Origin of the sequence: Pedobacter soli, assembly GCF_900101435.1 — a bacterium.
GTDB classification, from domain to species: Bacteria; Bacteroidota; Bacteroidia; order Sphingobacteriales; family Sphingobacteriaceae; genus Pedobacter; species Pedobacter soli.
Genome location: NZ_FMZH01000008.1, coordinates 88,657 through 114,479, shown reverse-complemented (window position 1 = coordinate 114,479; position 25,823 = coordinate 88,657). Strand labels below are relative to the sequence as shown.

Here is a 25,823-nt window from a genome sequence, read left to right as displayed (position 1 = left end):
ACCCTGGCGAATTAGTTTTCCCGCAGATAACGCTGATTAGCGCAGAGATAGGTTCATATCATTAATCGTCCTCGTTTGTTATAAAGTGATTCCTTTGGAATAACGAGGCTGAACGAGATATGCATTTATAATGCATCATAATCAGTAAATTTCATGCTTTGAAATGGGACCATAAAATCTGTGAATCTGTGGCAAAACTAAATGGTAAAAATAGATCATAAGCAGGCGATAAAATCGCCTTTCTCTATTATCCTCGTTGCAAACGAGGACAATAGGATCTGGTATCTGCAGGAAATAATAATGCGTTTATCAAATCAACCAGCAAAGTGAACTGCAAAAACATGTTTACCATCTTTTTCCGCGTAATGAATACGAAAGCCATAAAGGTTACAGATTTGTTTAGTAATGGCCAAACCTAAACCCATTCCTTCCGAATCGGCAGATTTTGAAAAACGGTCGAATACTTTGCCCTGGCCATTACCCGGCTTACCTGAATTGGAAATCACTAATGCAGCCGGATCAAGCTTAACATGAATATAGCCACCGCTAACGTTATGTCTTACCGCATTACTGAACAAATTATTCAACAATATATCGGCTAAATAGCGACTCATTTTAATTTCTACAGCCTGCAAATCTGTTGTAAGGCTCAATCCATCTTTCTCAAAGAGTTCCTGAAACTGCCGGCCTTTTACTGCCACCATTTCCTTAAAATCAATTTCCTGCAAATCCGGAATCAGGTTGTTTTCTATTTTAGCAAGCAGCAACAGCGACTGGTGCAAGCGCGATAAACGACCTGTAGCATGATAAACATCGGCCAACAGCGCTCCCTGCTGTGCAGTAAACGATTCTGTTTGCAGTAAGGAATCGAGTTTCGAATTGATAACAGCCAAAGGGGTCATCATTTCATGCGAAGCATTGTCGGTAAAACTTTTAAGTTCTTTGTAATCGTTTCTCACCCTTTCTGCCATAGCATTAACCGATTGATGAAGTTCATTAAATTCATCAATGGGCGTATCTTCGTAGGCAATGGCATCCATACGCGTAACCTCGAATGATTTCATTCCGTTTAATATCACATAAAATGGTCGCCACAGCCTGTTCAGTACAAACCTGTTAATTAACAACAACGACAAGAGCAAAATCAATGTAATGCCTACAGTAATCAAGAGGATAATCCTTACCAGGTCTTCCGATTCGACCCTCGATTTGGTAATGGTTACTTCAACTGCCTTTCCATTTAGATAAACTACGGTAATCAGGCTCCTTCCGGGTTCATTTTCCTGCTCTTTCGGGTTGTAATAGCTGGTATACAAAAACTCCCGTTCGGGAATATGGGTCGACAAATTTTTATAGGCAATCTGCTGATCGAGGTAACTGGCTGGCAAAGGGAGTTTATGGAAAGTACCCACATACTGGCGGATTTCATTCTCTTCAACCACCAGATCACGATCAAGCTTTTCGGTTAAAATAAAATGAATAACCACATAGTAAATCAAACCAGTAATGGCCAAAACCACAATGGAGGTTAGAATATTTACCCTGTTGTAGCGGTTAGCCAGCTTCATATATCGCCAAATTTATAGCCTATTCCGTAAACCGAGCGCAGATAATCGGCTGCCCCGGCTTCCAATAATTTCTTCCTGAGATTTTTAACGTGTGTATAAATAAAGTCGAAATCATCAGACAAGTCCATTTCATCGCCCCAAAGGTGTTCGGCCATGGCATTTTTGGTTACCACTTTATTGCGGTTAGAAAGAAAATACACCAGCAAATCGAATTCTTTTTTGGTTAATACCACCTGATTGCCCTTAACTGTTACCTTCATTGCCGCAACATCAACAATCATTTCATTGAAATGAATCACATTATCGCCATCGAAGTTTTTGCGGCGCACAATAGCACTTACGCGGGCCTTAAGTTCAGATAAATGAAAAGGTTTAACCAGGTAATCATCGGCACCCAGATCGAGTCCCGCCAGTTTATCGTCTAAAGAATGGCGGGCAGAAATGATCAGTACCCCATCTCTTTTTTTAAGCTTTTTAAGTTTAGTCAGCAATTCAAGTCCCTCGCCTCCTGGCAGCCCCAAATCTAAAAGGATGCAATCGTAACTGTAAACCGCTATTTTTTCGCTGGCCGATGCAAAATCCGAAGCATGCTCACATATATTGCCTTCGCCGGTAAAGTAGGCTAACATGCTTTCCAGTAAAGCGGGTTCATCTTCAATGACCAGGATTTTCATTTTATATCTTCTTTTATGCTTTTAAAGTAACCATTTAAACCCGAAAGTTAATCATCTGGTTTTAATTAATCAGGTAAAACGCTGAATAAGCTTTTCGATGTTCCGCTCTTTCCTCTTTTGCAAAAACTGCCTCCCGTAACCGGTAAAATATTGGTGACTGGTAAGCATTTTGAGGTTAATGGCATCCCATTCCCGGTAACTGTAAGCCAAATTAATATTTTCTTCCCATTCGCGTTTCAACCTTACCGCAAAATCAGTGTAGGCTGGCAGTGCAAAGTGATAAAAATCCGCATCGCATATTATTTTTTGTAAATTATTATGCGGCAATTGAGGATATTTAGTTGCTAAAATGCACTGCTGAACCTGCTCCACCTCCACGCTGCTTAAACCATTTGAGCTTAAGAAATTGCCGGCCATTTCGGCGCTAATCGCTTCATGCCCGATATATTGCCGCGTGTAACCAATATCATGTAAATATGCTGCCAGAGTAAGTATCAGCATTTCCTGTTCACTTACCTGACTATGCTCTCCAATTATTTTCACGCCAGCGACAACCAATAAGGTGTGTTCAAAATTATGAAAGTACATATGTTCAGGAAGCTCTTTTTCTAAAAGCTCCTCAACATAATCTGATACCCGATTAATTAATTTTTCCTCTTCCACTTACAAAAAATAGATGCCACAATATTATCGGTAAAATCTGAAGCAAAACTGTAGTATCTTGTTTTACTGACTATTATCAAACTGCAGGTCTTTCTTTTTCTTAACGACACCAAAATTGTAGCTAAAACCCAGGTAAAAAATCCTGGAGTTACTCCGCTGATTAATGTTTTGCAAAAGCAATGGCGATTGCAGTTCGGCAACCTGCCTTTGCGATTTAAATAAATCTGATACGGTGAGGTACACTGAACCCTTTTTCTTTAAAACCTCTTCTCTTAAACCAATATTTAAAACATAACTCGGTAAATACTTACCCTGAGGGGTTAAACGTGCCGATTTATAAACCGAATTCAGCTGAATGGCTGTTCCCCAGGGCAAAGCATAACTTCCGTTAATGTTGGTCGACCAGGTAACGGTCGATTTTTTATTGCTGTAGCCCAGGTTACTGGCATCAATCTGGTTGTAAAACACGTTTGGAATGAGGTTAAAACTCAGCTTATCGCTGGGGTGTATGGTAAGCATTACATCGGCCCCAAAAGCGCGGTCGTTGCTCAGGTTTTGCTGCCGGGTTACCAGAACCGAATCATTTAATGGTGTGGTAATGGCTGTAAAACGGTTATAAGTATAGCGGTAATAAATGCCCGGCAAAATACTGAAATGATCGTTACTCCATTGATAGCCCAGCTCTACCGAGTGGATAATTTCGGGCAACAGATACGGGTTACCTAACCTTACGTTGGTAGGGTCGGCATATTCGGCAAACGGGTTTAACTCATCCGCTTCGGGCCTTCTTACCCTCCTGCTGTAATTTAACTGCAGCTCTTTGTTTTTAGCTACTTTATAGGTAAAATGAAGGGTTGGGTACAACTTAAAATAATGATTGGGTACTACCGCGCCAGTAGTAATCAGTTTGGAATTTACGTCGGCATACTCTGCCCTTAAACCCAGCATCATCCCAATTTTGTTAACATCCAAAGCATAGGTACCATACAAGGCATGTATATTTTCATTGTAAATGAAACGATTGGTTTTATTAAAATCAGTCAAAAACTGCTGTTGCGCCTGGTCAAAAGCTTCACCATAAAAATCCAGATCTTCTTTATTGTACTGCCCGTCGTAACCTGCTTCAATTTTACTGTTTTCAGTTATAGGATTTTCATAAGTCACAGCCGCATGTTGCTGATCGGCGGTTTGTTTAATCAGCGTATTATCCAACTGGTTGGCCACAGCCGGATACCTGAATAAATTGGTATAGTGGTTATCTTCAACCTCGGGCGAATGTGCGATATTAAACTCCAGCCTGAGCTTGTGTCCGTTCTTTTTAAATCCATGCTCTGCATAAATTGTAGCATCAAAGTTTTTTTCCTGCTCAAAATTTTCCCTTTTCCGGTCGTAATCCTGTTCAAGCGACGATGCCGTACGGATTATTTTAGTGGTCATATCGTGCTTGTGCATATTGCGCAGGTAAAAATTACCCGATACGCCCATTGTGGTTTTATCAGTTAGATTGTAATCTATCCCAATCCCCCCGATATTAGAGAAAGGCTTTGCCTGCTGGGTGGCGAAATCGTTATAATACCGCACCGCCTGTGTTAGCGGATCGGTTTGCACGCGGTTATTCGTATTGGTTCGCAGCCTGTCGTCCTGCTTCAAACTGTAATTTCCATAAATATTTATTTTCCCGATGTTATAGTTTACGTTTGCGCCCACATTATAACGTTCGCGGTTGCCAATGTTTCCGGTTAAGGTTCCGTTTAGGCCCCGTTTCACATTCTTTTTCAATACGATATTGATAATCCCACCTGTACCATCTGGCCGGTATTTGGCCGATGGATTGGTAATCACCTCAATCTTTTCGATACTATTGGCCGGAAATTGTTGTAACGCTGCCGCCGCATTTGCACCCATTAAGGGCGAAACCTTTCCATTAATTAATATCGTAGCGGTCGAATTGCGCAAACTGATATTGCCATCTACATCAACCTGAACCAGCGGAACATTGGCCAGTACCTCACTTGCCGATCCGGATTTTGCGAGCATATCCTGCGATACATCATAGACCTTTCTATCGATACTATTGCTGTAAAGTGGCTTTTTAGAGGCAACGGTAACCTCATCGAGGTTTTTTCCGCCATCCAGTTTTATATCCTGAATTACTTTTTTGTTTAAAGTACTCAGCGTAAAGTTTGCGGTTTTAAAATTCTGATAACCAATAAAACTCGCTATAATGAAATAGGTGCCGTCAGGAACATTGCTCAATTTATAATTACCCTTTGCATCGCTCACTTCTCTGCTGATCACATCGGTACTTCCAGGCTTCATTAATACAATATTCACGAACTCCATGGCTTTTGATGAAGCGCCATCAACAATTTTTCCGGTAATAGTCCCATTATTTTGGGCAAAAAGGATTTGAGGGACAAAAAATATAAAAGATAACAGTAGGGTATAAATTTTAGGCATTATAGCATTTTTTTTTTTGCATAGTTACCGTTCAAATCTGTGGGAAATTTGAAGATGATGTAAAATAGTTCAGTTCAGTTTCTCTTCAGATTTGCACCCTAATTTGCCAGCGGAAAACTTATCAATTATGAAAAATTACAAACGCATATTAAAGCTGTTTTGCTTTTCTATATTTCTGCTTGCCGACGATATATGTGCGCAAGAAAAGCCCATAACTGCTTCGGGGCAGGTTAAAGAAGCCAAAAGCAAAAGCACGCTTCCTTACACCAATATTGTTTTAAAGAAAATAAACGACGAAAAGGTACTCCTGGGTACCATTAGCGATGACCAGGGAAGGTTCAGCATTAAAGATATTCCTTCGGGCAATTATAACCTCACCATTAGTATTGTTGGCTATCAAACCCTGCAAAAAGAAGTTAGCATAGGCTCCCTCAGTCCTTTTATCGATCTGGGTATTTTCGAACTGGCAGAAGATGCCCAAAACCTGCAAACGGTTAATATTCAAGGCACACAAGCCGAAGGATTAGGCAATAAACTGGATAAAAAAACTTACGATCTGGCTAAAAACACCAGTCAGCTGGGTGGCTCGGTACTCCAGGCCATGCAAAACCTGCCCGGTATTACCATTCAGGATGGGAAAGTACAACTCAGGGGGAATGACAAAATTGCGGTACTGATTGATGGTAAACAAAACGCAATTACCGGTTTTGGTAGCCAGACCGGACTCGATAACATTCCGGCATCGGCTATCGAGCGCATTGAAATCATTAATAATCCTTCCTCAAAATACGATGCCAATGGCAATGCCGGTATCATCAATATCATTTACAAGAAAAATAAGCAGGAAGGCTTTAACGGAAAATTAGGCATGAGTACCGGTTTGGGAGCCCTGTGGCTAAGGAAAGAGAACCTGCCTGGCATTAGTCCGCAATATCAGGCTACGCCAAAACTTAACCCTTCCCTATCGTTAAATTACCGCAAGAATAAGTTAAATACCTTTTTACAGGCCGATTATTTATATACACAAACCCTGAATAAAAACGAATTTGCGCAAAGGGTATATGATGATGGTACCGTGATTAACCAGCAAGTTAAACGCAACCGCACCACTACTTTTACTACGGTAAAAAGCGGTTTCGATTATAACCCCAACGCGCACAACAGTTTCACTATTTCGGGCTTTTTTAACCGCGAAAAAATTGGCGATCTGGGCGACATTCCTTACTTTAACAGCGATTTTACTACCAGAAACCGTTTGTGGCAATTTGTAGAAGATGAGGTTAAATACACCGTTACAGGTTCGGCGCTATACCAGCATAAATTTGCACAACCCGGCCATACCTTAAATGCCGGCTTTAATTATACCTGGCACCGGGAAGATGAAAAATATTTCTTTACCAATGTGATGCCCACCTTTACCGGCATGGATGCTTTTAAACTCCTTTCGGATGAGCATGTTGCTGATTTTAACCTGGATTATGTGCGCCCGCTAAAACATGGCAGAATTGAAGGCGGAATAAAATACCGCTACCGGCTAATCCCAACAGATATGCAGTTTTACCCAGGCTTAAACTCGCCTGTTGATGTAAACGCAGGCGGATGGGCCGATTATAGCGAAAACATTCCGGCCGTATATGGCAATTATGTTTACGAAAACAAAGCCATAGAACTGGAAGCGGGTTTGAGAATGGAATATGTGCGCGTAGATTATAAGGTAAACCCCAATCACAACACATACAAAAGTGATGGTTATGCATATTTCAGACCATTCCCCAATGTACGCCTGGCTTACAAGATTAATGAGCGGAACAAAATAAGTGCTTTTTACAATCAAAGGGTAGACCGTCCAAATGAAGTTGATATCAGGATATTTCCGAAATATGATGAGCCGGAATTGTTAAAAGTAGGTAATCCTACCCTTCGTCCACAGTTTACCCATGCCCTTGAGTTAGGTTATAAAAACAGCTGGGATAAAGGTTATTTCTATGCTTCGGGTTTCCACAAAATTGTAAACGGCACCATTACCCGTATCGCTACCATTGTTCCGGGCAATACCATCATCTACAATATCTTTCAAAATGCAGGAAAAAGCTTTAACTCCGGAGGCGAATTACTTTTACAACAGGAACTTAGCAGCTGGTTTTCATTTAACCTGAGCGGTACGGTTTACCGGAACAAAATTGATGCTTTCACCATTACGAACCAATATCCCGTTCCCACGGTCTACAGTATGCCAGAACAATCAATCGTTTCAGGTAATGTGAAATTAAACGGACAGTTCAAATTAGCGGCAAAAACCGACATCCAACTATCGATGGCTTATCTGGCACCGGATATTATCCCACAGGGAAAAATTGGCGACCGTTTTTCGACTGACCTTGGAATTAAAAAGCAGGTTCAAAATGGCAAAGGTGAAATTTTCTTTAATGGAAATGATATTTTCAATACGCTAAAGATCAAAAAGGAAATTAATGGCAATGGCTTTAAACTAACCAGTACCGACTTTTATGAAACACAGGTATTCAGGTTGGGCTATAGCTATAAATTTTAAGCGCCGCCGCCCTGGTTCGTGTCTCCACGAACCAGGGCGATAGAAAGACACGAACCAGGGCAACACGAACCAGGGCGCTGCAATCGCAAAGCCCTTTATCCTCGTTATAAACGAAAACAACAGCGCTTCTGTACTCAACTTCAGAATTGCTACAGAATTCAAACTTAGATTTAAGGTCAATCACTAACCAAATTTGATATCCTTAAAATCAAACAAAATGACTAAACTTTACAAACTTACCAGCGCACTGCTCATGCTAGTGCTTTTTATGGGTTGCACCAAAAAAGAAGTAGATACCGACACTAAATTGAGCTACAGCTTTAGTGCCAGCAATTTAAATGCTTCGTTAAGTAGCAATGCAAGCGCCAGTGGCGCGGTTGTGGCTGCCGGCACCAATGGAAGCATCAACTGGTCAACTGCAAGTATCAATGTTGCCAAAATCGAATTCAGCGCCACCAAATCAGGTAGCGGGGCCATTAATCTCGAAACTAAGAACCTTTACCTGGTTAATGCTTTAAAACCCGACTCTTTATCGGGCACCGTTTCCATTGCTTCGGGTGTGTATGAGAATAACCAATTTAACTTAACCCTGGCCAGTTCGTTAACCAACCCGCCTTTGTTATTAACCGGAACATATATCGAAGCTTCGGGAACAAAAATCCCGGTAAGGTTCGAAATGAACCAGGCACAGGTAATTAAGCTCGAAGCTAAACGCGTGGAAGTTACTGCCGGAACTTACGTGGCTAAAGTTACTGTACAATTAAATGCACTGGTAACCGGCTTAACCGCAAGCGATTTCGGACAAACCACACGTACCGGCACCAATAACATGATTATTATATCGAGTACCATTAATAAAACATTGTACGACAAATTAGTTACCCGTTTTACTTCAACATTGAGTATTGATTTTTCAAAGCAATAAAGCCATAAGGTTAGTTAAATATTAACGAATTGTTGATTTAAAGCATTAATACTAATTTCGCTTTGCTAACCAAACATTCAGAATTCCTTCAGAATTGAAACTTACCTTCGCCCTTTGCAAAAAATAAGGTTTAGCAGGTAAGTTTCAACTGTTGGAACCTTCCCCAATTATGAGCGTTAAAGAAAAAATAAGTAAACTATTAGAAAACAGGTTCGGTCCTGTTCTTCTGGCTACCCTATTATCTTGTGGCATTTCGTTATTAACCCGCATTACCTTATTAATTTATAGTGCGGCTTCTTTCGATTGGTCTGTCATAAACCTCCTGAAAGTTTTTATCATCGGCCTGTTTTACGATCTGGCTGCAACCTCTTTCGCCATTATACCTTTGGTTATTTACCTCTGGTTGTTTCCGGCAAAAGGCTATACGGGCAAAACCAGCAGGGTATTGCTGTTTATCTATTTTTTTGTTGTTGTTTTAACACTCATTTTCAACGCCGTTTCCGAATGGTTCTTTTGGGAAGAGTTCTCAGTACGCTATAATTTTATTGCAGTCGACTATTTGGTATATACCACAGAAGTAATCGGGAATATCCGCCAGTCGTACCCCATTAATACCATTTTAACTGCTTTGGTTATTTTAACCGCGGCCATTGTTTACCTGTTAAGAAAACTGATTACCGTATCTACCTATCAGCAAACACGTTTTGGCAAAAGAACCAAAATTGCCCTCGTTTTATTGTGCCTGCCCGTTTTAACTTATTTTGGTGTAAGCCATAAATGGAAAAACAACAGCAGCAACCAATATGTAAACGAACTTTCGGGCAATGGCATGTACGAATTCGGCTATGCTTTTTGGCATAATCAACTTGATTACGATACTTTTTACAAAACACTTCCGGTTAAAAGTGCTGCAAATATTCTTCAGCATTTATTGCCGGGCGATTCTTCGGCAAGAACTGATCTGAGTACTTCGAGAATGATTACTAGCAGCGGTACCGAAAACCGCATGAATGTGGTTTTGATTAGCGTAGAAAGTTTAAGTGCCGAATTTTTAGGCAGCTTTGGCAACACGCAAAACATTACCCCTCAGCTTGATTCGCTTGCGAAAGAAGGTTTACTTTTCACTAATTTATATGCATCGGGTACCAGAACTGTACGCGGATTAGAGGCACTTTCGCTTTGCATCCCGCCAACTCCAGGCCAATCGATAGTAAAACGCCCCGATAACAAGAACCTTTTTACCATAGGTAATGTATTCCGCTCTAAAGGTTATCACAGCCGCTATATTTATGGTGGTTATAGTTATTTCGATAACATGAACGAATTCTTTTCCAATAATGGCTATGAGGTAACTGACAGAAGTGCTTTAAAAGATTCGGAAATCCATTATTCTAATATCTGGGGCGTAGCCGATGAAGATCTGTTTACCTTATCGCTACGCGAACTGGATAAAGATTATAAAAACAACAAACCGTTTTTTGCGCAAATTATGACGGTTTCTAACCACCGCCCTTTTACGTATCCAGAAGGCAGGATTGATATTCCGTCGCATACCGGCAGAGAAGGTGCCGTTAAATATACCGACTATGCCATTGGCAGATTTATACGCGAAGCCAAACAAAAACCCTGGTTTGCCAATACCCTGTTTATCATAGTAGCCGATCATTGTGCATCAAGTGCGGGTAAAGTTGAGTTACCGGTTGATAAATACCATATCCCTATGATTTTTTACAGTCCGGGACATATTGCACCAGGTAAATTCGAAAAACTTACGGCACAGATTGATATTGGTCCAACCCTTTTAGGTTATCTGAACTTCAGTTATAACAGCAAATTTTTCGGGCAGGATGTATTTAAAATGAAAGATGGCAATGAGCGGGCATTTATCAGCACCTACCAAAGCTTAGGTTACATTAAAAATCAGAAACTGGTAGTGCTCGATCCGAATAAAAAATCAGGTACCTATCAGCCCGATTTCAAAACAGGAAATGCAGAAAAACGTCCGGAAGATCAGCAGCTGACTAATGAAACGATTGCTAATTACCAGATGGCTGCTTACCTGTATCAAAACGGATTGTATGGTTTTGACACGAAAAAGAAGTAGCTGGCTTGCTGGTTAAACATAAGAGATTAAAAATTAAACGATGGGTATAAATATTGGATTACTGATCTGGAAAGAGATGAAAGTGAAGGGAATGAGCAGAGAGCAGCTTGCCGATGAAGCAGGCATCAGCAAGCACCGCGTGGGTACGATACTGAAATCGACTTCGATTGATACGGATATACTTACCCGCATTTCGATAGCCCTTGATGTTAATTTTTTTGAGCATTTCCGTAGGGATGAAGACCTGGCCAGGATAGAAATGGATTCCGGAGCAAAACACAATCAGGAAATTACAGACCTGAAGCGCTTAAACAGCGATAAAAACAAACTGCTGGAACTTTACGAGGAAACGATTAAAAGCCAGAAAAAGATTATTGCATCGTTAGAAAACCTTACAAAAGCTTAGTCGCAGATCAGATTGCTTCACTGCATTCGTGAAGCAATCTGATATTATTTACTGCAATAGCCGAAACCAAAATCAATATTTAAGCTTCAAGCTTCCATTTCTTTGCTAATTCGGTATTAAAACCATCCCCTTCTTTCGGATTGGGATTTCCTTTGCCAGTTGTGATGAGCTGATATAAGCTTGTTTTAATGTAATTGGTCCAGGCTTCGTTGCAAATTTCATAACATTCATATGTTGGCACCAATCCCTCGTGGGTAAAGGTTACCACAGTTTGGCCATTTGCTGCCGAAATATCGAAAACCAGTTTGGTGCCTTTCCACTCACTTTTATCGTCGATAAAATTAAAATAGTTATCGAGTACCTCCCACACTACTTTTTTATTGGGAACCAGCTCAATCAGCTTTGCTTTACAATAGTGCACATCGCGATAATGGTAAATAAACTCGGCATTAAGTTCGGTGGTGCTTCCCGCTATATCTTCCGACCACCATCCGCGTACATTGGTAATGGCATTAAATGCTGCTTCGGGGCTTTGATCTACCCGAATGGTAGCCATAAAATTTTCTTTTTCCATGGTATTGATGTTGATTATATTTTAAATATTTGATTATTACATACCAAAGTTAAGGGTATTAAACTTTCACTGTACGGTGTAAAACAGACATTGTAACGGGTTGATTTGGACAAGCTTAATCCTTATCTTTATAACAGCATCACTTATCGTAAATACACAATGAAACATATTACCATACTGGTTCCAGACGGTCCTAACAACCTGAGCAGCATTATTGGCTCATATAAAATACTAAGCCGGGCAAATGCCTACTGGCAGGAAAGCGGACACGAAACCATGTTTAAAATTGAACTGGTAGGCATTTCGGAAGAAGTGAACTATTACGATGGCTTATTTAGTGTTAAACCACATAAACATATCTCGGCGATTAAACAGACTAATCTGGTGATTATCCCTTCGTTAAACCACAATTACGATAAGGCTATTGAAGGCAACCAGGTACTAACCGATTGGATTGTAAAACAATACCAGCAGGGTGCCGAAATAGCCAGTATGTGCACCGGGGCTTTTCTTTTGGCTGCTACAGGTTTATTAGATGGCAAAAGCTGTTCTACCCATTGGGTGGTTGCCGATAATTTTAAAACCAGATTTCCGAAAGTAAATTTAAAAACAGATCAGTTAATTACCGATGAAAACGGAATTTACACCAATGGTGGTGCTTATTCTTTTCTAAATCTGCTGTTATACCTGATAGAAAAGAATTTCGACAGGCAAACGGCAATTTACTGTGCAAAAATTTTCCAGATCGAAATGGACCGGCACAGCCAGTCGTCGTTTATTATTTTTAAAGGCCAAAAGCGGCACAGCGATGAAATGGTTAAAGCAGCACAATTATACCTCGAAAATAACCTGAACCAAAAAATCGCAGTCGAAGATTTATCAGCACGCTTTGCTGTGGGCAGAAGAAATTTCGACAGGCGTTTTATCAAAGCCACAGGCAATACGCCAATTGAATATTTACAACGGGCAAAAATAGAATCGGCCAAAAGAGCTTTCGAAACCAGCCGCAAAACCATTAACGAAGTGATGTACGATGTAGGTTATGCCGATGCCAAAGCTTTCCGCGAGGTATTTAGAAAAATAACCGGAATATCGCCACTCGAATACCGCAACAGGTACAACAGAGATTTATTGGTTTAAGACTTTACTTTAAGCACCACCACCCCATGGCCTGGAATGGTAAAAGCTTTTTGTTTTTTCAGGCTTCCCAAATCGGTATGCCGCCAAAGGTCACGTAATTTGCTTTTGCTGCTTAGGCCTAAACTTTTGGCATCAAGGCTAAATTCGGTTATTTTATTGCCGCGGTTCATAATGGCAATAGCTTTATCACCTGAGCCCAATGGTTTCAGCCAAACCTCAATATCGCCATTTTTAATCGCCCTGCTGGCTTGTTTAAAGCCTTTATCCTGGTTTAAGGCAATGAGTTCTTTATTCGTCAGGATTTCGATGGTTTGTTTGGTCATCGATCGCAGGTCATTACCCGCCAGTAATGGCGAATTGAGCATACACCACATCGAAAAATGCGTTTTATCTTCTTCATAGCTCATGCCCCTGCCTACCTGCAACATATCCATATCGTTATAATGACCTGCAGAAGCGTAGCGGTACAAATCAGCATTGAGATCAATTATTTTAAGTATAGAAGCGAAACTAGCACTGATATCGCCCGATATACGCCAGGAATCGGCTTTGGTAATGGCCCACTCGCCCGGAAATTGCCAGCGGCATACATTAAAAACAATAGCTGCATCTATAGCTTTAACTGTATTGATGATTTTGGTGTATTGGGTCTCTTCATTCAACTTCATTTTCTCACCACCACACCAGTCTACCTTTAAAAAATTGAAATTCCATTCTTTAAAAAACAGATTACAATCCTGCTCTTCATGTCCGTAAATGCCCACTCCTATTCCTTTCTGGTCGTTATCCCAGATAGACCCGCAAGTGTTTAAACCTGCATCGGTATAAATGCCGGCTTTAAGTTTTTTGCTGTGGATATAATCGGTTAGCGATCTCATGCCCGAGGGGAATTTTTGCTCATCAACAAAGAGTTTACCCGAAGCATCCCGCCCGCCAAAAAAGCCATCATCAATATTAATAAAGCGGTAACCTGCATCGTACAAGCCCGACGCGACCATGGCATCGGCCTGCTCCCTGATCATCTTTTCATCAATCTTTACCCTGAAATTATTCCAGCTGCTCCAACCCATAATAGGTGCCTTGGCTTCCTGGGCATGCAAAACCGGAGCAGTGCCCAATAAAAAAGCGGCCAGTAAAAAACTAATCTTTTTGAATGCAGGGATAGGATTTTTCATTAAAATATAGCGGTTAGATGTCATGTTTCAGTTAATATCAAAGATAAAAATACGGTATGATCTGTCAAGCCTGTAACTTGTTGTTTTATTTACTTTATTTGCAGTAACCAGATATAAAATAAATATCAGCAATGAAAAAGCCCCTGCTCCTCACACTTTGTTTCTTGTTCGTGATGCCTTGCCTAACAATGGCTCAGCAAAAGCCTAATATTATATTGATTAATATGGATGATATGGGCTGGCGTGATTCCGGCTTTATGGGATCTAAATTTTACGAAACGCCGGTAATGGATAAACTGTCCAAACAAGGCATAGTGTTTACCAATGGCTATGCTTCGGCATCTAACTGTGCACCCAGCAGAGCCAGCATGCTCAGCGGTTTATGGCAAACCCGGCATGGCATTTACACGGTAGGCACTTCTGAACGGGGCGATAGTAAAAACCGTAAACTGGTACCAATCAAAAATATAGAAGTGCTTAATCCCGATTTTAAGATTTTCCCACAGTTACTTAAAGAAAATGGCTATAGCACTTGTATTGCCGGCAAATGGCACATGAGCAATAATCCGTTAAGCTACGGTTTCGATGTAAATATTGGTGGTTCACATGCAGGTAGTCCTAAAAGTTATTATCCTCCGTATGGTAATGTAAAAATAGATGGTCCGAATACCGAATACCTTACGGATCTGATTACCGATAAAGCCATCGATTACATTAAAACCCAAAAGAGCAGCAAACCTTTCTTTTTATATTATGCCTCTTATGGCGTGCATAGCCCCATCCAAAAAGTAGATAGTTTAATGCACAAGTTTAAAGGTAAACCTGCCGACGATGGGCAACGTAACCAGGCCTATGCTACCATGCTGAACAATGAAGACCGCAATATCGGGCGGGTACTTCAGGCGCTTGAAACACAGGGATTGATGGAAAACACCCTGATTATCTTCACCTCTGATAATGGAGGCTTTAACCAGGTTACCTGGCAGCACCCGCTCAGGGCAGGCAAAGGCAGTTATTTTGAGGGAGGGACGCGCGTTCCGCTGGTGTTTGTGTGGAAAGGCAAAATTAAGGCCGGTACCACCAGCGATCTTCCGGTTACCAATCTGGATTTTTATCCCACGCTGATGCAGGTAGCGGGTATAAAAAATTATCCTAAAGTAGATGGAAACAGCGTTTACAATTACCTGCTTACGCAAAAGGCCGAAAAACTATTGGTAGAGCGCCCGCTATACTGGTATTTCCCGATTTACCTGGAAGGTGGCAACGCAGAAACCAACGACCGTATTTTCAGAACCCGCCCTGGCGAAACGGTACGTAAAGGCGATTGGAAACTGCACCGTTATTTCGAAAATGATTCGGTTGCTTTGTACAACCTGAAAACCGACATTGGCGAGAAAAACAATGTGGCGAAACAAAATCCACAAATAACCAAAGATTTACTGGCCCTGTTAACCACCTGGGAGCAAAAAGTAAAGGCGCCTGCAGTTACCACATTAAACAAAGCTTATATCCCCTTAAATGCGAAAGCCGATCAGCAGAAATAATGTAAACACTGTTGGTCCCCAATATCTCACTTCAATTGTTATATTTAGTAAAAAAAACAAACCATGGAAGAACAACAAAACAATACCGAAAATCCATTAACCCCAAAAGTAACGGGCATTGGCGGCATATTCTTTTTTGCTGATAACCCGAAAGATACCAAAGACTGGTACGCTAAAAACCTGGGCTTCGATGTAAATGAATGGGGTTCGGTAAGTTTCGATTCTAGAAATGTAAACCGGCCAGAAGAAATCAATTCGCTGCAATGGAGCCCCTTTAAAAGTGGTGATGCTTATTTTGCGCCCTCTAAAAAAGAGTTCATGATCAATTACCTGGTACAGAACATTGAAGGGTTGGTAACACAGCTGAAAGCAAATGGTGTAACGGTACTCGATGAAATTGCTACTTACGATTTCGGAAAGTTTGTACACATTATGGATGCGGAAGGCAATAAGATTGAGCTTTGGGAACCGGCTGATAATAGTCCGAAAGCTGATGAAGTATAAAGCCCATAATAAATAATTAGGAAGAGCAACGTAAGAATGGATTGGAGATTCAACACCATCTGGTTTGAACAATTAGATCAGAACAACATATTTAGAAAGGATTTTAAGACTCCGAATAAAAGAATCGATAGCAATGATTTAGCAAACACAGCGTATGCAATTGTTTGGCACTTGAAAGAAAAACTTAACTCATTTGAAAGCCTGCCGGAATCTGAGAGACTATTGTACCTTGAATTGAACTGGGCAAATATCAAAGACTTTGTTGGAATTGAAAAATTCAAAAACTTAAGAAGACTTGAGCTCCATTATTGTACCAAACTAACAAGCTACACTGGTTTGAATCTATTGAAAGACTCCTTAGAGTTTTTACATATTAATCAAAGTAAGAAGCTCGTAATTTCCGAAGAACTACTATCGCTAAGTAAAATTAAGGTTTTGCGCTTGAATGCATGCGGAGACATTGATAATCTCGACTTTCTAAGCAACTTTCCTGAACTTATAGATTTCCGTTTCTTAAATACCAATATTTTAGATGGAAATCTTCAGCCTATCCTTAACCATCCAACGATAAGATCTGTGGGCTTTTTAAACAAAAGACACTACAACTATAAAGCTGAAAAAATTGATTCATTGTTAAAGGAAAAATTTCCGGAAGATCATAGAATCTACGTTTATAATGAAAAGGGTAAAACATTTAGATACTGATAAAATCAAAGCCTAATTGATCATATTCATTACGCTTTGACGAGCTATCTCTCTTGACACAAGATTTTACTTGTCGAGTCCAAGCAATCGATAGGGCTCATATCCGTTTTGATCTATTTTTTGAAAACAGCCTCCATTAGCATTTAAAAGTACTCGCGAAGACTAATTTGGTCTTCGCAAGTACTAAAAGGTACTTCGGAAGTAGAAAAAACACACTCCGAAGTACTAAAATCTCGTTCGGAACCTCGACGAATACACTCCGAAGTACTAAAAAGGAGTTCAGAACCTCGGCGAATATACGCTGAACTAGAAAGAAGACGTTCGGAACCCCGGCGAACACACTCCGGACTACAAAAAAGTAGCTCAGACTGAGAAAGACGACGTTCGGAACATCGACGAATATACCCGGAGGTACTAAAAAGTAGTTCCGTACCCCGGCGAATATACTCCGGACTACAAAAAAGCAGCTCAGGTCGAGAAAGAACATACTCAGTGGAGGAAAGACCGCGTTCGGAACCCCAGCGAATATGCGCTGAAATGCAAAAAGGTATATCAAAGAGGGATTATCGCCGGCTATTAACAAAAAAGCCTCACATTTCTGTGAGGCTTTCTGTGATCCCGCTGGGATTCGAACCCAGGACCACTACATTAAAAGTGTAATGCTCTACCAGCTGAGCTACGGAATCATTTATCCCCCTTGCGGGGCTGCAAAGATAGAAATTAAATGTATTGTTCCAAAACAGAATTGAAATAATTTGAGATTATTTCGCTAAAACCAATTACACAAACCGCTAAACCAATCATATTCATCTGGTTATCCATTTTATTTTTTTTCATCTTTTTAGTTAATAATTAAGCAGAACGCAGTAATTAAAAAAATCAGGCCCTTTTAATCTTCCTCAAACTTTTATGATCTATTTCTGGTTGTAAAACTTAAGCGTAAAGCAATTATGACTATCTTCCGAAAATGAATATCGAAAACAAATATGGAGAGGCGAAATGGACTGCGCTTGGCGGTTTCTCTCCGCTCATTACCGTTTTTAAATCCTATCACCCGCTTAATCCCGAAATTGAAAGGATTATTAATGAGTACACTTTTCCGGTAGAGTTTGCCAAAAACAAACACATTGCCTCACCGCTGAAAGCAAACAAATATATCTACCTCATTTTAGAAGGTGCCGTACATGGTTATTTAAAAATGGGAAATAAGAAAGTAACCACCTGGATTGCTGCAGAAAATGAACTGGCGGGTACCATCAGAAATTTATGGGAGAACGAAGTCTCTGATGAATATATTGAAACGATAGATAAAGTATTCGCCATTGCTATTCCGCACGAAATGTCGAAGCTTTTGTACGAAAACTTCCCGATAGCGAATTATGTTGGGCGCAAAATGACTGAAATATACTTCCAGGGTGCTACAGAAAGGGCTTACCTCTGTCGCCTGCCCTCTGCACAAAAACGTTACCAACGCTTTTTGCTCACCTACCCGCACCTGATTAACCGTGTACCACTTAAATATATTGCTTCATTTATCGGTATGCGCCTCGAAACGTTGAGCAGGATCAGAACGCAACAGCATAAATAATCTTTCAAGTTTTAATTATTTACTCAATATCGTGGTAACCGATTCGGCGGGCAGCAAAATTTGCTTCGTACTGTTGTATTGTTTAAAAGGCGATAAATTATTTGTTGAGTCTGTAACGTAGGTCATTGCTTTATTGTGCCCCTTCCCTTTTATAGCGATGTGGAGCATGATATCTGTTTTGGTTGAGTTAACTGCTACGGTTACCAGTTTCTGATTTTGCCTGTACGAGGAAACATAAACTTCTGGATGATCTGCCGAAAGGGCATTTACCTGCACACGCTGACTACCCGGTTTAATAAAACGGCTGTAATTGCCCAGTGCCCAAAGCATTTTACTGTCATACACATTGCCATCGGTTTTATTTTTGTCGATATACACCAGTCCGTCTTTATAATCGCCCGATGATATGGCCAGCCACCATTGCCATGATGCTGCATTGGAGATCACCAGATCGTGGTGAATTAAACGTGCAATAAATAAGGCTGTGACCATACCCAAATCGCGCTTTTCGCCTTTAAGTACAGCATCGCCCAGCACGCAGTATTCAGACATCCAATACCTTAAACCAGGCACCGCAGCAACTGCTTCTGCCGTTTTTTTACGGGTATTGATAAATTTAGTTACGGGACTGGTGGTAAAATAGCTATGAGCAGATATGGATTGATCGATATGCGACAAATTACCAACATAGTTTGGAGAAGCAGCATTGAAAAACTGATACACCTGATTGCCTTTTAACGTATCGCCATTCTGGTACAGGTAATCGAGCTGACCGGCCTCGCCTACCTGTATTTTGGTGGTAATTTTGTTTTGTTCAAATGCCTGGTTAATTCCCTTATATAATTTGGCCAGTTCGGCATTATTGTAAGGGCATCCTTCCTGATTATGTTCATTCCATTTCCACTGGGGTTCGTTTGCCGGACTCAGGTAATTGAGGCTTATACCTGCTGATTGCTGCAAACCTTTAACAGTGGCCACCATATCAGCTGCAAAAGCAGGTAATTTATCAAAATCGAGGTTACATTTTCCATCAGTAGAATAAGCCTTGCCATGTTTGGTAAACAAAACATTTGGGCTGTTTACGAAACCAATAAACTGGTTTACTCCACGAGCTTTAGCGGCTTTCAGGAACCAGGTTTGCCCGGGCATGGCATTCCAATCGTAAGTACCATTGGCTTGCAAAAAAGCATACTGTCGACGCCATTCATCGCCTATATCGCTGAGTTTACCTTGTGCTGCGCTTCCTCCGCCAATACTAAAACGCCACATGTTTAATCCTATTCCCAGCGGCTGATCGTGATCATCAGTAGCAGTACTAAATAACAAATCGGCCATCTTATTCTTTTTTGTATCGGGCCAAAGCCCTGCAAACTGGCACGACCAGGCATCTGATGCGCCAAAACCTTCTATAGTTTGAAAGGAGACGGCCGGATCGATCTCTACTTTTACAGTTTTTTGTTGTGAAAAAGCAGTGGTACAGCCGAGCAACACCATAATATGAATGAACAAGGGCTTCAGGACAGCAGTTTTTTTCATTGAGTTTTGAGGATAATTTGCGCCTACAACTTACTAAATTAATATCAACCATTTTGCCCTAAAAAAACAAAAGCTCCGTGAATGACCACGGAGCTTTGAGACAGCATTTAGCTATGCTTAAAATTTAATACTATTCAATTGTTTGTCTACCAATAGAGCTTCGGTTAGTTTAAGATTAAACTGTACTTTGCGTTTGGCCCTTAATTTTAGGGTAAACAAATCGCTGGTACCGTTTAAAGCTTCTTTATTACCCAAATTAACAAATGTTGGATAAAGTACTTTATCACCATTGGTATGTAAACGATCGTAGGTAAGGTTATCCATTTGTTTTACATTTAAGCCTTCCACACCTACAAAATCGTAATCCTGAGCCAGGTAAGGTAAAGCAAAACTTAAAGCATTTACCGATTTAAGGTCTACCCCTTTTACTTTAATTTCGACAATATCGCCTTTGTTGTAAGCCTGTTTAGTAGTGCTGATTTGTAGTTTGCCCGCAAGTTTCTCTATTTTGGCATTATTTACACCTCCTTCAAGTTGTGTAGCTACTACCGAAATGTCGTAAGCATCAATCAGGTTATTTTTGTTGATATCGCCATTGCTGATGTAACCTTCAAAATCGGCATCACCTTTTTTCAATCCGGTATAATTGATATACGAAGTCAAATCGTTTTTATCAATTAAACGGTCGTTGTTGATATCGCCCGGTAAGTAACTTTCGGTACCCGGAACTTTAAACACATACAACTCACGACCTGACCCGAAACCACCAACGCCATCTGCAACCGAAATTTTAATGTAGCGTGCACCTGGGTGACCATTGAAGCTGAATATTTTAACATCACCATTGTTAGCCCAATCAAAAGTGCCTGCGGTGGTCCAGCTTTCTTTGTTGTTGCTGTAAAATATAGTTCCTTTAAGTAAGTTACCATTACCTCTTCCATTGCGTGGCAGGTAATGGAATTTATCAAGCTGGTTAATGGTTTTCAGGTCGATAACCATATCGAATGGCACTGCTTTAGCACCCCATTTGGTGTGCCACATATTGCCTTCGTCAAAATCGAATAAATCGGCAATACCAGATCCACCCTGATTTTCGGCCGTGGTTTCGGCAGTTATACCCTGAATGGCAAATTCGAGCGGATTAGATTTGGTAGTAGCTTTAATATCTGTCCAGTCTGAAACACCATCTTTGTTTACCGCACGCAGTTTAAAAGCATAAGCTGTTTCGGCCAATAAACCATCAAATAACAGTGTAGTATCTTTAATAGTGGTGTAATGCATCCCGTTAAAATCAATTTCGTAATAATCGGCATGATCTACCTTGCCCCAGCTTGGTTTAAGCGTGTAGGCTTCGGTATTTTTGTCGGTAATGCGCGCATTTAACGGAGCACTTAATTTACCGGCAGAAATGCGTTGCTTATCTGCAGGCTCAAATTTAAATCCTTCTACCGTAACTGTTACCGGGTTTACCGTAATATCAGTCGATGCAAGTTTAACCAGCAGTTGCGGATTTTTAATCATGGCAACTTTTTCAAACTCGCTGCCTTTAGTAGCAAACTGGTTTAAATTTGGTGTTGCGTTGTAGAAATATACATTATCCTGCTTCAAAAATTCATCCATCGAGCTCACTTCCGCCAGTTTGGTTTTGTTATTTCCGATTTTTGCTGTCAAACGTTTTGGTTTTTCGGTAACGTTAATAACCAATTCGGTAGATTTTTCTTTAACAAAACCTTCAAATTCACCTTTTGCAGGCTGAATGCTTATGGTAGCATTGTTTTTCTGATCAACTTCCGATTCGATTACATTGGAAACGCCTTTACCCAGTTTATAGGCCTCTGTAGCGCCATCATCATCATACTCGGTAAAAGTATTTTTACCTGCCGGATAAAGCTCATACATGCGCCTGGCTTTATTAATTTCAGAAACATTGTTATTGGCATTTGCCATCGGAATAATTGCACCTGCCTTAACAAAAACAGGTAGTTTCCAGATGGGTGCATCGAAACTGTTTACAATGCTGTTTCCGGTATATTTATCACCGGTAAAATAATCGTACCAGGTACCTTCAGGCAAATAAATCCCATTGCGAATATCGTTTCCTTTCTCGTCGGCTTTGGTTTCCTGGTAAATTGGGGCTACCAAAAAGCTGGGGCCATACAAAAACTGGTACTGGGTAGCACTGCCCAAAGTATAAGTATTAGGCGAATTTAAAAACATAGCCCTGATAATCGGCAGGCCAGTTAAAGCTTCTTTCGCTACACTGTAAGTATATGGAATTAACTGCGATTTTAATTTCAGGTAATTGCGGTTGATAGAGGTTACCGGCTCTCCCAGTGCATGCGGATATTTCTCGTTGGCGCCCCATCCATCCATATTCAATTGCATTGGCGTAAAGGTTTTCCATTGAAAATCGCGCGTATTGATGGTTGGATTTTTACCGCCAAAAATACCATCCATATCAGAAGAAATGTTTGGCTGACCAGATAAACCAGAACCGATATAAGTTGGAATATGGAAACGAATGTATTCCCACACACCTCCGGTTTGGTCGCCCGACCAGATTCCGGCATAACGTTGTGTGCCTGCCCAACCATCTAAAGAGATAATGAAAGGTCTGCTGTTATTGCCATAATAAGGCATAATCTGCGCCACATCGGCTACACCATTAAGTCCGAAGGAGTAACCGGCCCCTACCCAGGCTACGTCGGTTTTTAATACCCTAACGCCTGCATCGCGCGCTTCTTTAATGATATCGCGTTGTAACAAAGCGCTTATTTCTGGCTTGGGATGCAAATCGGATTGAGTCCACAAGCCAATTTCCACACCGTTTTTACGGGCATAATCGCCAAAGCTTTTCAGGTTCTGAATATTACCGTCTAAAGTTTCGGTTTGGCCATAACCTGCGCCGTAACCATCATTTGGCAGTACCCAGCCCAAAGGCATATCGTTCTTTTTATACCGATCAATTACTGCACGGGCCGAAAACTGGTAATTGTTTTTTTCGCCGTTAAGCGATTCTTTAATCCCACCGTCGTTTTTCTGACTCTCTTTATAGCGCTTACCATCTTCGAACAAGGTTCCTTTTTCGTCTTCTTTCCAAAAATCGCGGTTGTAAGCATTTAGGTGACCCTGATAAAAGCCAAATTTGGGTAATAACACCGGATTACCGGTTAGCTGATAAAAATCATTTAACAAAGGTACTGCACCATCGCCAACCATAAAAAAGGCATCTAAATAATCGGTTTCGTGGGCCAGTTTTACCGTTCCTTTTGCTTTAGCACCAAAATCGTATCGGCCTTTTGCAAAAGTATGCCAAAGCACCGCGTAACCATTGGTCGACCAATAATAAGGTGTTGGCGAAGCTACGCCACCATCTGTCCAGCTGTTTTGGTTTTCGATAGCGATGCTTTTTCCTTTGTGCGAGAAGCGTCCGTTTTGAACACCACCTCCATAGAAATATTCGGCTGTATTTTCTTTTAATGTAAGGGTTACTTTAGCTTTTTCGAATTGAACAGGTGCTGTTTCTTCCATCACCACCGCTTTTGTAGCCAGGTTAATGATTTTAATCAGTGATGTATTTTTATCAACCTGAACACTAATCTTATCGGTTGTGATACTGATCTGATTGTTTTCGTCGGTAACGTTTAATTTGCTAACCGGCCTGCGTGGGTTTTCGACCAGAATTTTGGCTTCGGGTTTAGCCTGAGGATCTCTGATGAAACCGCCATTATGATCTTCGAAAAGCCTGAATATATTTTCGCCATAAAAATCGAATGTCAAGGTTTGTCCATCCGATAATGACAATTCGATTGTGGTTGGATTGATTTTTTTGGCAGCAATTACTTTTATCGCATCTGTTTTGAATTCTTTTGAGATGCCTGTTGCTTTAATGCCAATGGCTAAAGCGGGCGGGGCAAATATAGGTGCAACAGCCAAAAGAACGGCAGATGCAAGGACAGCGCTTTTGTGCCGTTTCCGGGTAATATTCTTTTTATTTTTCTTGTAAAAGGAATTGGGGATCATTAAGAGTTTGATTTGGTTAAAACTTATGTGTTAAGCCGCTAACAAAATGGCTTTTGTAAAACCGCTATGGCATAAAGTTAGTAATCCCTGCAACAGAACCCTTGTTGTTAAGGCCACAAAAACCGCGCAATCGTTTGATCAAACAGCTTTTTTACAGAAAATGCATGTATAAAACAGTCAGCATACCAAAATCTTATCATGCAGCTGGTTGCATAACCTGTTCTTAAAAATTTAAACCACCTGCAGGCCGGCCGGTTGGCAAAGTAAAAAATGTGGATTTTTTTCTACAACTATCACCCAAAACGGGGAATTTATTCCACACTTTTTTTCTAACTAATTCAACTTCCCCTTCAACCATGCTTTAATTGCTCAATTACAACACCTGAGGGTTAAAATTTTAAGTGGCAGGTAATTTGTAATTGTTAACAAAAAACTCCGTCATGAACCCATTCAAACCACAAACACACAGCTGCGTAATTGTCGACGATAATCCGCTGAGCATAAAAATCCTGGAACAATATGTAGCTAAAAACCCAAAACTAAAGTTAAAAGGTAGCTTTACCGATCCGGTTGCTGCCCTGGCTGCTTTTTGGGGTTACGGAAAAATAGATTTTCTTTTGCTTGATATACAAATGGAAGTATCAGGAATTGATATGGCCCGTATGCTCAGAAACAGAGTAAAGTACATCCTTTTTGTTACCGCACACAGCAGTTACGCCATAAACGCGATAACAGACGGAGACAGCCTATTGCTTAAACCAATTGGCTACCCTACTTTTTCGGCTACTATTGAACAGCTGATTGGTCGTACGCAACTGCAAAGAAGATGGCTTTCGTAATTAAATATCAGAATAATCTGTTGGGTAAATAAACCTGGTGTCGTTTTTAGATACGTTGTGCTGGTACTGCGGCATGGCAGAAAGTTTCTTCCAGTAATCGTCGGCAGAAAAAGCCTTCCAGTGCGCTTCGCGGTCGGCGCGATCTTCGAAAGTGGTTAAATACATGAGGTTGGGCATCCGGCTACCGGCAATTACGGAACCGTAAAAAACGGCATTAAAATTTAAGCGTTTAAACAGGCCAATTTCATCCCCTTTATTAAACATTTCTACTTTGTTCTGAAAATATTGCTCGCTGGGCGATTCGTAGCTTCTTAATTCGTAAACCCGTTTGGCCATAGGAGACTTTAGCTTCGGCAATACAAAATGAGGCGCATCATCAAAAGCTTTTAACAAAATAGATTCTAAGCGTTCATAAGCTGCATTGTTATACAAAGCCGTTAAATACTCCTTACCATCTGCATTGTATTGTGCATCTTTAGCCAGCTTCTGATCGAGCGCTAAAACCCCGTTGAAAGATTTAAAAGGGATAAAGACATAGATCAGTTTTTCTGCAGCCGCAGTTGTTTCGTTAACAATAGGTTTAAATACACCCACTTTTGCTATCCCACAGCGGTGTAATGCCGGTAAATAAGCTTTTTGTAAATAAGCATCAACAGTTTTCTCCTGCTCCTCTGTTTTTAAATGATATACTTTGAGCTGGTAAAATTCAGATTGTGCAGCATTAACCTGCAACGTATTGCATACAAAAACCAATAATACTATAAACGGAAAGCTGATTCTTTTTAACATTGTTTTATACCTGATCAATTAATACAAAGGTAAATCTAGGCAAAAAGAAACCTGC

General features: G+C 40.6%; 19 protein-coding genes and 1 tRNA gene. 10 read left to right on the top strand and 10 right to left on the bottom strand.

All coding sequences use genetic code 11. From position 1 onward, the window contains the following. Positions 1–314: 314 nt before the first annotated feature. The 4 genes from BLR37_RS17620 to BLR37_RS17605 all read right to left on the bottom strand — a co-directional run bounded on the left by BLR37_RS17620 (position 315) and on the right by BLR37_RS17605 (position 5,365). On the bottom strand, positions 315–1,568 hold the full coding sequence (locus BLR37_RS17620) for a sensor histidine kinase (protein WP_090770853.1): 1,254 nt from the start codon (positions 1,566–1,568) through the stop codon (positions 315–317). Beyond that, positions 1,565–2,242 carry a response regulator transcription factor gene (locus tag BLR37_RS17615; protein WP_090770852.1) on the bottom strand — a complete coding sequence of 226 codons (678 nt, stop codon included), beginning with the start codon at positions 2,240–2,242 and terminating at the stop codon, positions 1,565–1,567. The genes BLR37_RS17620 and BLR37_RS17615 overlap by 4 nt, the downstream gene beginning before the upstream one ends. 69 nt (positions 2,243–2,311) lie before the next feature. Then, positions 2,312–2,905: an HD domain-containing protein gene (locus BLR37_RS17610; RefSeq protein ID WP_090770850.1), complete on the bottom strand. Its 594-nt coding sequence runs from the start codon at positions 2,903–2,905 to the stop codon at positions 2,312–2,314. 63 nt (positions 2,906–2,968) lie between these two features. After that, positions 2,969–5,365 carry a TonB-dependent receptor gene (locus tag BLR37_RS17605; RefSeq protein ID WP_090770848.1) on the bottom strand — a complete coding sequence of 799 codons (2,397 nt, stop codon included), beginning with the start codon at positions 5,363–5,365 and terminating at the stop codon, positions 2,969–2,971. 127 nt (positions 5,366–5,492) lie between these two features. On the opposite strand from BLR37_RS17605, the gene BLR37_RS17600 reads away from it, so the two are divergent. The 4 genes from BLR37_RS17600 (at position 5,493) to BLR37_RS17585 (ending at position 11,351) form a co-directional block, all read left to right on the top strand. Then, positions 5,493–7,916 (top strand): TonB-dependent receptor, encoded by a 2,424-nt coding sequence (locus BLR37_RS17600; protein WP_090770846.1) that lies wholly within the window; start codon positions 5,493–5,495, stop codon positions 7,914–7,916. 217 nt (positions 7,917–8,133) lie between these two features. Continuing rightward, on the top strand, positions 8,134–8,841 hold the full coding sequence (locus tag BLR37_RS17595; protein WP_090770844.1) for a hypothetical protein: 708 nt from the start codon (positions 8,134–8,136) through the stop codon (positions 8,839–8,841). Between the two features lie 169 nt (positions 8,842–9,010). Further along, complete coding sequence (locus BLR37_RS17590) at positions 9,011–10,945, top strand: LTA synthase family protein (protein ID WP_090770841.1); 1,935 nt, start codon at positions 9,011–9,013, stop codon at positions 10,943–10,945. A gap of 40 nt (positions 10,946–10,985) precedes the next feature. Then, positions 10,986–11,351, top strand: a complete 366-nt coding sequence (locus tag BLR37_RS17585) for a helix-turn-helix domain-containing protein (RefSeq protein WP_090770839.1) — start codon at positions 10,986–10,988, stop codon at positions 11,349–11,351. A gap of 79 nt (positions 11,352–11,430) precedes the next feature. Here BLR37_RS17585 and BLR37_RS17580 read toward each other — a convergent pair whose 3' ends face one another. Beyond that, positions 11,431–11,925 carry an SRPBCC family protein gene (locus BLR37_RS17580; RefSeq protein ID WP_090770837.1) on the bottom strand — a complete coding sequence of 165 codons (495 nt, stop codon included), beginning with the start codon at positions 11,923–11,925 and terminating at the stop codon, positions 11,431–11,433. A gap of 159 nt (positions 11,926–12,084) precedes the next feature. On the opposite strand from BLR37_RS17580, the gene BLR37_RS17575 reads away from it, so the two are divergent. Then, on the top strand, positions 12,085–13,065 hold the full coding sequence (locus BLR37_RS17575) for a GlxA family transcriptional regulator (protein ID WP_090770836.1): 981 nt from the start codon (positions 12,085–12,087) through the stop codon (positions 13,063–13,065). Here BLR37_RS17575 and BLR37_RS17570 read toward each other — a convergent pair. Further along, on the bottom strand, positions 13,062–14,240 hold the full coding sequence (locus BLR37_RS17570; RefSeq protein WP_090771049.1) for a glycoside hydrolase family 27 protein: 1,179 nt from the start codon (positions 14,238–14,240) through the stop codon (positions 13,062–13,064). The genes BLR37_RS17575 and BLR37_RS17570 overlap by 4 nt on opposite strands. Before the next feature lie 188 nt (positions 14,241–14,428). On the opposite strand from BLR37_RS17570, the gene BLR37_RS17565 reads away from it, so the two are divergent. The 3 genes from BLR37_RS17565 (at position 14,429) to BLR37_RS17555 (ending at position 16,993) form a co-directional block, all read left to right on the top strand. Further along, positions 14,429–15,784 (top strand): sulfatase, encoded by a 1,356-nt coding sequence (locus tag BLR37_RS17565; protein WP_208599683.1) that lies wholly within the window; start codon positions 14,429–14,431, stop codon positions 15,782–15,784. A 63-nt stretch (positions 15,785–15,847) separates the two neighbouring features. After that, positions 15,848–16,288: a VOC family protein gene (locus tag BLR37_RS17560; RefSeq protein WP_090770833.1), complete on the top strand. Its 441-nt coding sequence runs from the start codon at positions 15,848–15,850 to the stop codon at positions 16,286–16,288. Positions 16,289–16,324: 36 nt separating this feature from the next. After that, positions 16,325–16,993 carry a hypothetical protein gene (locus BLR37_RS17555; RefSeq protein WP_090770832.1) on the top strand — a complete coding sequence of 223 codons (669 nt, stop codon included), beginning with the start codon at positions 16,325–16,327 and terminating at the stop codon, positions 16,991–16,993. 613 nt (positions 16,994–17,606) lie between these two features. On the opposite strand, the gene BLR37_RS17545 is transcribed toward BLR37_RS17555, so the two are convergent. Continuing rightward, positions 17,607–17,679 (bottom strand) — tRNA-Lys (locus BLR37_RS17545). Positions 17,680–17,960: 281 nt separating this feature from the next. Here BLR37_RS17545 and BLR37_RS17540 point away from each other — a divergent pair. Further along, positions 17,961–18,581, top strand: a complete 621-nt coding sequence (locus BLR37_RS17540) for a Crp/Fnr family transcriptional regulator (protein ID WP_090770828.1) — start codon at positions 17,961–17,963, stop codon at positions 18,579–18,581. Between the two features lie 15 nt (positions 18,582–18,596). Here BLR37_RS17540 and BLR37_RS17535 read toward each other — a convergent pair whose 3' ends face one another. Further along, positions 18,597–20,117 carry a glycoside hydrolase gene (locus tag BLR37_RS17535; RefSeq protein WP_090770826.1) on the bottom strand — a complete coding sequence of 507 codons (1,521 nt, stop codon included), beginning with the start codon at positions 20,115–20,117 and terminating at the stop codon, positions 18,597–18,599. A 117-nt stretch (positions 20,118–20,234) separates the two neighbouring features. Next, positions 20,235–24,140 (bottom strand): TIM-barrel domain-containing protein, encoded by a 3,906-nt coding sequence (locus BLR37_RS17530; RefSeq protein ID WP_090770824.1) that lies wholly within the window; start codon positions 24,138–24,140, stop codon positions 20,235–20,237. Between the two features lie 440 nt (positions 24,141–24,580). On the opposite strand from BLR37_RS17530, the gene BLR37_RS17525 reads away from it, so the two are divergent. After that, a complete protein-coding gene (locus BLR37_RS17525; RefSeq protein ID WP_090770822.1) occupies positions 24,581–24,979 on the top strand; it encodes a LytR/AlgR family response regulator transcription factor in 399 nt (132 codons plus the stop codon). Here BLR37_RS17525 and BLR37_RS17520 read toward each other — a convergent pair whose 3' ends face one another. Further along, positions 24,980–25,768 carry an NIPSNAP family protein gene (locus tag BLR37_RS17520; RefSeq protein ID WP_090770820.1) on the bottom strand — a complete coding sequence of 263 codons (789 nt, stop codon included), beginning with the start codon at positions 25,766–25,768 and terminating at the stop codon, positions 24,980–24,982. It lies immediately after the preceding gene. Between the last annotated feature and the right edge of the window lie 55 nt (positions 25,769–25,823).

Excerpts from the sequence above, each read along its gene's own strand:
- BLR37_RS17540 (WP_090770828.1), top strand. The coding sequence starts at position 17,961 with ATGAATATCGAAAACAAATATGGAGAGGCGAAATGGACTGCGCTTGGC.
- BLR37_RS17580 (WP_090770837.1), bottom strand. The coding sequence starts at position 11,925 with ATGGAAAAAGAAAATTTTATGGCTACCATTCGGGTAGATCAAAGCCCC.
- BLR37_RS17600 (WP_090770846.1), top strand. The coding sequence starts at position 5,493 with ATGAAAAATTACAAACGCATATTAAAGCTGTTTTGCTTTTCTATATTT.
- BLR37_RS17560 (WP_090770833.1), top strand. The coding sequence starts at position 15,848 with ATGGAAGAACAACAAAACAATACCGAAAATCCATTAACCCCAAAAGTA.
- BLR37_RS17585 (WP_090770839.1), top strand. The coding sequence starts at position 10,986 with ATGGGTATAAATATTGGATTACTGATCTGGAAAGAGATGAAAGTGAAG.
- BLR37_RS17575 (WP_090770836.1), top strand. The coding sequence starts at position 12,085 with ATGAAACATATTACCATACTGGTTCCAGACGGTCCTAACAACCTGAGC.
- BLR37_RS17590 (WP_090770841.1), top strand. The coding sequence starts at position 9,011 with ATGAGCGTTAAAGAAAAAATAAGTAAACTATTAGAAAACAGGTTCGGT.
- BLR37_RS17570 (WP_090771049.1), bottom strand. The coding sequence starts at position 14,240 with ATGAAAAATCCTATCCCTGCATTCAAAAAGATTAGTTTTTTACTGGCC.
- BLR37_RS17595 (WP_090770844.1), top strand. The coding sequence starts at position 8,134 with ATGACTAAACTTTACAAACTTACCAGCGCACTGCTCATGCTAGTGCTT.
- BLR37_RS17530 (WP_090770824.1), bottom strand. The coding sequence starts at position 24,140 with ATGATCCCCAATTCCTTTTACAAGAAAAATAAAAAGAATATTACCCGG.
- BLR37_RS17555 (WP_090770832.1), top strand. The coding sequence starts at position 16,325 with ATGGATTGGAGATTCAACACCATCTGGTTTGAACAATTAGATCAGAAC.
- BLR37_RS17520 (WP_090770820.1), bottom strand. The coding sequence starts at position 25,768 with ATGTTAAAAAGAATCAGCTTTCCGTTTATAGTATTATTGGTTTTTGTA.
- BLR37_RS17615 (WP_090770852.1), bottom strand. The coding sequence starts at position 2,242 with ATGAAAATCCTGGTCATTGAAGATGAACCCGCTTTACTGGAAAGCATG.
- BLR37_RS17565 (WP_208599683.1), top strand. The coding sequence starts at position 14,429 with ATGGCTCAGCAAAAGCCTAATATTATATTGATTAATATGGATGATATG.
- BLR37_RS17525 (WP_090770822.1), top strand. The coding sequence starts at position 24,581 with ATGAACCCATTCAAACCACAAACACACAGCTGCGTAATTGTCGACGAT.
- BLR37_RS17620 (WP_090770853.1), bottom strand. The coding sequence starts at position 1,568 with ATGAAGCTGGCTAACCGCTACAACAGGGTAAATATTCTAACCTCCATT.
- BLR37_RS17535 (WP_090770826.1), bottom strand. The coding sequence starts at position 20,117 with ATGAAAAAAACTGCTGTCCTGAAGCCCTTGTTCATTCATATTATGGTG.
- BLR37_RS17605 (WP_090770848.1), bottom strand. The coding sequence starts at position 5,365 with ATGCCTAAAATTTATACCCTACTGTTATCTTTTATATTTTTTGTCCCT.